This window comes from Nocardia sp. NPDC127526, assembly GCF_042672265.1.
In the GTDB taxonomy this organism is placed as follows: domain Bacteria; phylum Actinomycetota; class Actinomycetes; order Mycobacteriales; family Mycobacteriaceae; genus Nocardia.
The window spans coordinates 296674-305538 of the sequence record NZ_JBHXVO010000007.1 but is presented as its reverse complement, the minus strand read 5'-3'; the positions used below and the strand labels follow the sequence as shown (position 1 = coordinate 305538).

The following is an 8865-nucleotide window of genomic DNA, read 5'->3' as shown; positions in this document are numbered from 1 at the left end:
AACTCTGTGGGAGTACGGGGCCACCCCCTTCAACCCCCTCCCTCTGGGGGCCGCGGGGACTCTGGCGCGGGGGGCCCCACTGTTCTTGCCGTGGATTCAGAACTGAATCTTGAGGTGGTCGGTGACCGGCCGCGCCTGGCAGCCGAGGATGTAGCCGTTGGCGATGTCCTCGGGGTCCAGGATTTCGGCGTTCTCCATTTCCACGGTGCCCTCGACCACGGTGCAGGCGCAGGATCCGCATTCGCCTTCGAGGCAGGAGTAGGGCACGTCGATGCCCTTGGCCAGCATGATGTCGACCAACGTCTGCTTGCGCGGCCAGTTCAATTCGTGGGTTTCGCCGTCGAGTTCGACTTCGACGGTCGCGGCGTCGGCGGCTTCCTCCTCGCTGATTTCCGCGGGCGCCACATCGGCGAACGGATCGCCGGACAGTGAATTGAAGACCTCGGCGTGGGTGCGATTGCGCGGCACGCCGAGTTGCGCGAGCGCGTCGTGCACGCGATCCATGAACGGCTTGGGCCCGCACATGAATGCCTCGTACGCGGTATACGGCGCGGTGAGGGTGGCCAGCGAATCGGCGGTGGGCAACCCCTGCAGATGTTCGAGCCAATGGATCACGACCAGCCGCTGCGGATGCTTGTCGGCCAGTTCGCGGAGCTCGCGCGCGAAAATCACATTGTCGTGATCGCGATTGGCGTACACCAGCACGATGCGACCGTTGCCGCGCGCCAGCGCCGATTTCAGGATCGACATGACGGGCGTGATGCCGCTGCCGGCCGCGAACAGCAGCAGGTCCTCGTCCAGGTTCTTGGGCGTGAAGACGCCCGAGGGCGGCAGCACCTCGAGCTCGTGGCCCGCGGTCACGTTGTCGCACACCCAGTTCGACGCGTATCCGTCGGCGGTGCGCTTGACGGTCACCTTGGGCTTGTCATCGGTGTGCGGCGAGCTCGCCAGCGAGTAGCACCGCGCCACGGACCCGGTGAGCTCGCTGGGGATGCGCAGGGTCAGGAACTGGCCCGGCTGGTAGGTGAAGCGCTCGCGCAGGTCCTCGGGGACGTCGAATACCAGCGAGCAGGAGTCGGCCGTCTCGTTGATGACCGCGGAGACCCGCAGCACGGCCGATCGCGAGCTGTGCGGTACGTCGACGGTGGTCATAGTGTCCTCTCGAACCGAAACTAGAACGTGTTCTAGTTTCACTATACGTGCCCGTCGCGCTGCCGGACAAGCTGGGCCTCCAAGCCGGCGACCAGCACGTCCATGGAGAAGTCGTAAGAGTATTTCCCGCGCAGGTCCGCCATATGCTTGGTGGCCCGCTCCACCGCCTCCGGCAGCGCCCGATCGTGCAGTCCGGTGCGGTCGCGCGGGTTCACCTTGGAGCGGCCGAACAGATAGGTGTGGATGGTCGCATACGCCGCGAGCACATTGCGATCGTTGAATCCGGCGTCGAACAGGATTTCCATCACGGCCGCGATGAGATCGAGCTGTTTGCCCAGCATCTGCTCGATGAGCACATCGCCGAGACCCGGGTGCTTGCGCAATTTCTCGTCGATCTGATCGATGAGGTCGCGCAGCCGCATTTGCCACGGGCCGGAATCATCCGGCGGCTTCCGCACTCCGGTGAGCGCGGCGGTGGCGACCAGGTCGAGTAGCTCGCGTTTGTCCGCGACGTAGTAATACGGGGCCATCGGGGAAACGCCGAGTTCGCGGGACAGCCGGCGCATGGACAGTTTCTCCACGCCGTCCTGGCGGACCACCCGCAGGGCGGCCTCGACGATTTCTGCTTCCGAGAGGGTGTTGCCGCCCCCGCTTGTCTGCATACGCCCGACTCCCATACCACCTCGGCCACTCGTTGATAGGCACAGCGTTGATAAGCGCAACGCTGTGGACGCAGCTCGATAGGCATCGCGGTTGTCCGGGGGCGTGCCGCGGAATTCGTCTCATGCCTGTTCAACTGCTGATTTTCCTCCAGCAGTCTAGAGCGCCGGGTGCCGTGCGGGTTCCGCTCGGGTGGACCGTCCCGGCTTGTCCCGTTATCCGTGCAGCGGGCGGCGCGCCAATCATGATTGCTGGATGTGTGCTGCCTTAGCATTCCAGGAATGCGCCATGATCGACTTCCCGATGGTTTCGGGGTGCGAATCGATCCCAGGGTGCGCACTTATTCCGGTGGACGGTTCCTGGTCGGTGGCTCGCCGACCCGGTTGCTCCGACTCGCGCCGGAAGCTGCGGCCATGATCGGTGATGGATACCTCGAAGTGACCGGCCCTACGTCGGCTCGGGTTGCCAGACGACTGCTCGATTCCGGTGTCGCGAATCCGCGGCCGCGGCTGCTGCCCGCGGTCGAGGACGTCACCGTGATCGTGCCGGTGCACAATGACGGCGCGGGCCTGAGCCGGCTGCTCGCGGCCCTGCGCGGCCATACCGTGATCGTGGTCGACGACGGCTCCGATCGTCCGGTGCGGGTCCCGGCCTCGCGCGGCACCCGCTGCCGGGTGACGGTGCTGCGCCGCGATCGGCGGCACGGCCCGGCCGCCGCCCGCAACTTCGGACTGCGCGCCGCCGCAACCGAATTCGTGGCCTTCCTGGATCCGGACGTGGTGCCGCGCACCGGCTGGCTGGAGGTCATGCTGGGTCATTTCAGCGATCCCAAGGTGGCGCTGGTGGCCCCGCGCATCCTGGCCGCGGATCCGGATTCGACCCTGCTGGCCCGCTATGAGCACACTCGGGGTTCGCTGCATCGGGGGCGCCGCGAATCCGCCGTGCAGGCGCACGGCCCGGTGCCGTACGTGCCGAGCACCGCGCTGCTGGTGCGCCGCGCTGCGCTGCTGGCCGAGGGCGGCTTCGACGAATCCATGGCGGCGGGCGGGGATATCGACCTGTGCTGGCGGCTGGACCGCGCCGGGTGGCGGCTGCGCTACGAGCCGGCCGCCCGGGTCGCGCACAGCAATCCGGTGACCCTGCGGAAGTGGTTCGCGCACAAGATGACCCACGGCACCGGGGTGGCGCCGCTGGGGCAGCGGCATGCCGGAATGGCGGCGCCGCTGTCGATCCCGATCTGGACGGCGGTGACGGCGCTGCTGCTGGGCACGCTCACCCGCTGGGGTCTGTTCGGCGGTGCGCTGACGCTGGTCGCCACCTTGTTCCGGCTACGCCGGGTCTTCGCCGAGCTCGACAATCCGACCCGGGTCGCGGCGATCTATATGGCGCGCGGCTTCACCGGCGGCGTCTGGAGATTGGCCTCGGCGCTGTGCCGCGACTACTGGCCGGTGACGCTGCTGGGCATGTTGTGCTCGCGCCGGATTCGCCATATCGCGCTGACCGTGGCGGTGGCGGATGGCTTGGCGGACTGGTTCATTCACCGTGAGGCGGGCAGTCTGGATCCGGCCCGGTACGTGGCCTGCAAGCGCCTGGACGATATCGCCTACGGCGCCGGTTTGTGGCGGGGGGCGACCCGGGCCCGCAGCGCCGACGCGCTGCGGCCGACCCTGCCGCCGCACTGAGAAGGACCCTGCCGCCGCACTGAGAAGGACCCTGCCGCCGCGCTGAGCTGGATGCTGCCGCGGCACTGAGCTGGATACTGCCGCCGCGCCGGGAGATACTTGCCCGCGAATCGGCGCGTCTCCCAACCCCTCTCGTATACCCACGAGCCAACTGACTAAGCCGTGTTTAACAAAGTGCTGCCTAGCTCACATTTCGGTGAGTGGCCGTCGCCATGTGACCTGCCGGACAAACGATCGGCTTCGCCCTATCGATTGCTTTCGCGCCGGTACTCTTTGGGGCGGAAAGAAAGGCAAATGGTCAGCAACATCGCAGGTGGGAGCCCTCCGCAGCACGGCGCCGAGTCCGGCGCCCAGCTCGGCGCGCTGGAGGCCTATGCCGCACAAGCCCACGGATACCTCAGTGTGGGCGGCGAACAACTAGGTCAGCTGCCCGGTTTGCTGCGTCCCATGGTCCTGGAATCGTGGCTGCGCAGCCTGCGCGGCGGCGTCGATCCCATGGACGACGGCGACGGCCGCGGCCTGCGCGGCGCCGACCTCGAGCGCTATCGCGACGCCCATCCCATCGCCTCGGTCATGCCGCTGGTGGACAAGCTGCTGCTGCAGGACGCCACCAGCACCGGGCTCATCGTGGTGGTCGCCGATCAGTTCGGCCGGGTGCTCTCGGTGCACGGCACCACGGATCGGGTGCAGGCGGTCGCGGCGGCGGGCCTGCGCGAGGGAAACGACCTGAGCGAGCGCCGGATCGGCACCAATGCCGTCGGCCTGGTGGTGCGCACCGGCCGCGCGGCCTGGATCCACGGGCCGGAGCACTTCCTGCATCGCATGCATCAGATCACCGGAGCCGCTGCGCCCGTTCATGATCCGGACGGCCGCCTGGCCGGCGTGCTCATGATCGCGGGCGGGGTGCGGGTGGCGCGCCCGGAGATCCTGGCCCTGGTGAAGGCCGCGGCCACGGCGGCCGAGATGGATCTGTTGCTGGCCGCCGTGCGCTCCGGGCAGGACCGCCGCGCGGGCGCGGACGCGCCGGCGCCGGAGCGGCTCGGGCTGGAGGTGCTCGGGCTGGGGCAGCCGCAATTGACGGTGGCGGGGGAGCGAGTTCCCTTGTCGCAGCGGCATGCCGAGATCCTGCTGCTGCTGGCCGAGCATCCCGAGGGGCTGTCCGCCGATCACCTGGCGCTGCTGCTCGATGATGCCGATCTGGACAATGCCACCATTCGCGCGGCCATGTCGCGGCTGCGGTCGGTGGTGGGGTCGAATGTCTTCGGTTCGCGCCCTTATCGGTTGCGCGTCCCGATCGCCACGGATGTCGAGGCATTGCGCGCCGCGCTCGATTCGGGGGATGTTCATGCGGCTGTCCGGCTTTATACGGGCCCCGCGCTGCCGCGCTCGACTGCGCCTGGAGTTATAGACATTCGCGATGAGTTGCGCGTGCGACTGCGCACCGCGGTGTTGCGCTCGGGTGACGCGGCGGTCCTCAGTCGCTGGACCGCGGGCGCGGAAGGGCGTGACGATGCGGCCGCCTGGGCGGTGTATCGCGCTGCCGTGGATCGGGATTCGCCGCTGTATGCGCAGATAGAAGCCAAGATACGGGTGCTGGATCGGCGCATGGGCGCCGATGCAACGCAGATGCAACGTTTCGACTCATAGTCTTCGCATCCAAAAGTGCAGTCGGTCACACCGCTGTTCACTCATGTGGTCGCACCCACATTCGTCGCACCCTTCGGCGACCAACTAGACGCTCGTCCAACTTTTTTTCGGGAAAAAGTTCCGTTTTATTCACCGACCGCCTAGTCTTCGCGATACATGGAGGGCATCCATGTAATGCAAGTGACAGCGCGGCCCGGCAGCCGCGTTCGTCGGTCGAGTTGGAGGCGAACCACAGCAGGACATCCTCGATGCGGATGACCCGGAGGCACCCGCATCCCGGTCGGTTTACACCGAACAAAACCGGCCGGTTCCAGCAGTAGTCGGATCACGCGCGGCGTCGGTGCGGACGCTCGCGCCTTCGTCGAATCACCCAGGGCGGTGCGATATTCCGCGACCTGGCGGCCGTGGCAAGCGGTACCCCAGGTCTATTTCGCCGTGCCCTGAAGCATTCGGCCACACAGCATTTCGCGAGTTCTAGGGAGGCTCTGGTGCGAGGTACGGAGTTGGGTGGGATGGGACCGGGCGGCGCGGGTGATCAGGCGAAAGATCAACGGCTGCACCATGATACCGACGAATCGTTTCCGCTCACACCGGCCCAGCTGGGCCTCTGGTACGCCCAGCTGCTGGAACCGGATGTGCCGATCAATGTCGCGCAGTATCTGGATGTGCGCGGCGACCTCGACCTCGCCGTGCTGGAGCGGGCGCACCTGGACGCGCTGTGCGAATTCGAGGCCGTGCAGATGCGGCTGGTGGAATGCGACGGGCAGCCGCGGCAGGTCCTGGACCCGGGGCAACCGGTCCGGATTCCGCTGATCGATCTGCGCGCGGCCGCCGATCCGATTGCCGCCGCGCAGGACTGGATGCGCGCCGACTACACCGCGCCGGTGGATCTGCTGCGGGATCGCCATTTCGCGGGCGCGGTGCTGCGGGTCGGGGAGCAGCGCTGGTTCTGGTATCTGCGCACCCATCATCTGATGCTGGACGGCTATGGCGCGCTCACGAACACGATGCGCATTGCCGAGCTCTACAACGCGCGGATGCGCGGTACGCCGCCTTCGGATATCGCGCCCGGGAGCATGCGGGAACTGGTGGCGGCCGAAGCGGAGTATCGCGACAGCGCGCGGTTCACCGAGGATCGCGAGTACTGGGCCGAGCGGGTCCGCGGACTGGAGGCCACCACGCTGGTGCGGCGGGTCGCCGGGGCCGCGCCGGCCAATCTGCGGTTCGGGCGGCAGCTGCCGCGGCGGCTGCTGGATCGACTGAAAGAGGTTGCCGCCGAGGGGAACTCGAAGGTGGCGACGGTGGTGCTGGCGGCCTTCGCCGCCTATCTGGCCCGGCTCACCGATCGCGACGAGGTGGTGCTCAGCCTGCCCGTGACCGCGCGCACGGATGCGCTGACGCGGCGTTCGGCGGGCATGCTCTCCAATATCGTGCCGCTGCGCATCGCGGTGGGCGCGGACCTGACCTGGGGTGCGCTGCTGGCCGCGACCGGGGCCGAATTGTCCGCCGCGCTGCGGCATCAGCGCTACCGGCACGAGGACATTCGCCGTGATGCCGATCGTGCCGGGCAGCAGACCCGGCGGGCATTGTTCGGTCCGCTGGTCAACATCATGCTGTTCGATCTCAGCCTGCCGCTGGCCGATGCGCAGGCGCGCTATCACGTGCTCACCACCGGGCCGGTCGAAGACCTGAGCCTGCAGCTGTATCACGCGGGCGCCGAGCAGGTGGTGCTCGAGCTGGAGGCGAATCCGAATCTGTACGGCGGCGACGATATCGCCCGGCACCACGCGCGTTTCGTGGGTTTCCTGGAGCGGCTGCTCGCGGCCGATCCGGGCACGCCGGTGGCCGGGGTGCGGGCCGCCACCGAGCTGGAACGCGAGGTGAGCCTGCGGATCTGGAACGACACCGGGCGGGAGCTCGGCGGCGGGACGCTGGTGTCGATGTTCGCCGAGCAGGCGGCGCGCACCCCGGAGAGGGCGGCGCTGTCCAGCCCGGACAGCGGGTGTGAGCTCACCTATGCGGAGCTGTCCGAGCGCGTGAATCGGCTTGCTCGCCACCTGATTTCGCTCGGCATCGGGCCGGAGGACCTGGTCGCGCTGCAGCTGCCGAGATCGCCCGAGCTGGTGGTGGCGATCTATGCGGTGCAGGCGGCCGGGGCGGCGTATGTGCCGCTGGATCCCGGGCATCCCGCCGAGCGCACCGCGCACATCATGACGACCGCGCGCCCGGTCTGCGTGCTGACCACCCGTGGCCTTTTCGAGGTCGATTCGCGTCGTCATCCCGGCGCGCTTCTTGGCCGGGATCCACACGGTGCCGGTGATGCTGCCAGCGCGGATTCCGGCCAAACCCACGCCGGAACGACGGGGGCGGTGTTGTGCGTCGATGGGCTCGATCTGTCGGGCTACTCGGGTGCGCCGGTTGGGGATGCCGAGCGGATCGCTCCGCTGCGCCCCGCGAATACCGCGTACGTGATCTTCACATCCGGTTCGACCGGTCGTCCGAAGGGCGTGGCCGTGAGCCACGCGGCCATTGTGAACCGGTTGCGGTGGATGCAGGCGGAATACCGGCTGACCGCGGACGATGTGGTGCTGCAGAAGACGCCGTCCACATTCGACGTCTCGGTGTGGGAGTTCTTCTGGCCCTTGCAGGTCGGGGCGCGGCTGGTGCTGGCCACGCCGGAGGGCCATCGCGACCCTGTGTACCTGGCGGACCTCATGGTCCGCACGGGTGTGACGGTCGCTCATTTCGTACCGTCCATGCTGTCGATCTTCGCCGATGAGCTCGCGGCCGCGAAAGCCATGGAAACTATGGCTTTGCGGATGCTCTTCGCCTCGGGTGAGGTGCTGCCCGCGGCCACCGCGCAGCGGTTGCGGGCGCTGACCCGCGCCGCCCTGCACAATCTGTACGGTCCTACGGAGGCGGCGGTTGACGTCACCTTCCACGAGGTCACCGACTTGGATATCGCGGGTGTGCCGATCGGCGCACCGGTGTCCAACACCCGGCTGTACGTGCTCGATTCACGTCTGCGGCCGGTTCCCATAGGGACCCCGGGTGAGCTGTATCTGTCGGGGGTTCAGCTCGCCCGGGGCTATGTGGCGCGCCCGGCGCTCACCGCGGAGAGATTCGTCGCCGACCCCTTCGCCGGCGCCGAGGGCCACGGGCATCCGGGTTCATCGATGTACCGCACCGGCGACCTGGTCTGCTGGAGCGCCACCGGCGAACTCCTCTACCTCGACCGCACCGACTTCCAGGTGAAACTGCGCGGCCTGCGAATCGAACTCGGCGAGATCGAAACGGTGCTGAGCGCGGTGGAGGGCGTGCGCCGGTGCGTTGTGGTGGTGCGCGAGGACCAATTGGTCGCCTACGTCGTGCCCGCCGCGATCGCTGCACCGGCCGAGCGCGTCGCCGATGCCGTTGCCGCGCAGGGCGTTGCGGCCGATGCCGTTGCCGCGCAGGGTGATGCGGCCGATGCCGCTGCCACGCAGGGGGTTGCCGCCAAGGTGGCTGCTGCAAAGGGCATCGCCGCCGGGGCCGCCGCTGGGCAGAACGCCTCTATGGAGGACATTGCCGGGCCGATAGCTGCCGCAAGAGTGGCTGGTGAACAGGCCGCGACGGCCGTTGTGGTGGATGCCGCGCGGCTGCGGTCCGCGGCTGCCGCCGCGCTGCCCGCTTATATGGTGCCGTCGGCGTATGTCCTGCTGGAGGCGTTGCCGCTCAATGCTTC

At 68.1% G+C, this 8865-nt stretch carries 5 protein-coding genes (1 of these 5 only partly in view); 3 read left to right on the top strand and 2 right to left on the bottom strand.

The window, feature by feature from the left end; translation table 11 throughout:
- Positions 1–96 precede the first annotated feature (96 nt).
- Both ACFVIV_RS15935 and mftR2 read right to left on the bottom strand, forming a co-directional pair.
- Positions 97–1152 carry a 2Fe-2S iron-sulfur cluster-binding protein gene (locus tag ACFVIV_RS15935; RefSeq protein WP_379196768.1) on the bottom strand — a complete coding sequence of 352 codons (1056 nt, stop codon included), beginning with the start codon at positions 1150–1152 and terminating at the stop codon, positions 97–99.
- A gap of 41 nt (positions 1153–1193) precedes the next feature.
- The gene (gene mftR2 / locus ACFVIV_RS15930; protein WP_379196767.1) at positions 1194–1814 is read right to left on the bottom strand and encodes a mycofactocin system transcriptional regulator MftR2; all 621 of its coding nucleotides are present in this window, start codon (positions 1812–1814) and stop codon (positions 1194–1196) included.
- A 279-nt stretch (positions 1815–2093) separates the two neighbouring features.
- Here mftR2 and mftF point away from each other — a divergent pair, with 279 nt between their 5' ends.
- The 3 genes from mftF to ACFVIV_RS15915 all read left to right on the top strand — a co-directional run.
- Positions 2094–3494: a mycofactocin biosynthesis glycosyltransferase MftF gene (gene mftF, locus ACFVIV_RS15925; protein ID WP_379196765.1), complete on the top strand. Its 1401-nt coding sequence runs from the start codon at positions 2094–2096 to the stop codon at positions 3492–3494.
- Positions 3495–3788: 294 nt separating this feature from the next.
- Positions 3789–5141: a GAF domain-containing protein gene (locus ACFVIV_RS15920; RefSeq protein ID WP_379196763.1), complete on the top strand. Its 1353-nt coding sequence runs from the start codon at positions 3789–3791 to the stop codon at positions 5139–5141.
- 488 nt (positions 5142–5629) lie between these two features.
- On the top strand, positions 5630–8865 hold the beginning of the coding sequence (locus ACFVIV_RS15915; RefSeq protein ID WP_379196761.1) for a non-ribosomal peptide synthase/polyketide synthase. The gene runs 15388 nt beyond the window's last position; only the first 3236 of its 18624 coding nucleotides appear in the window; its start codon is at positions 5630–5632; its stop codon lies off the right edge, out of view.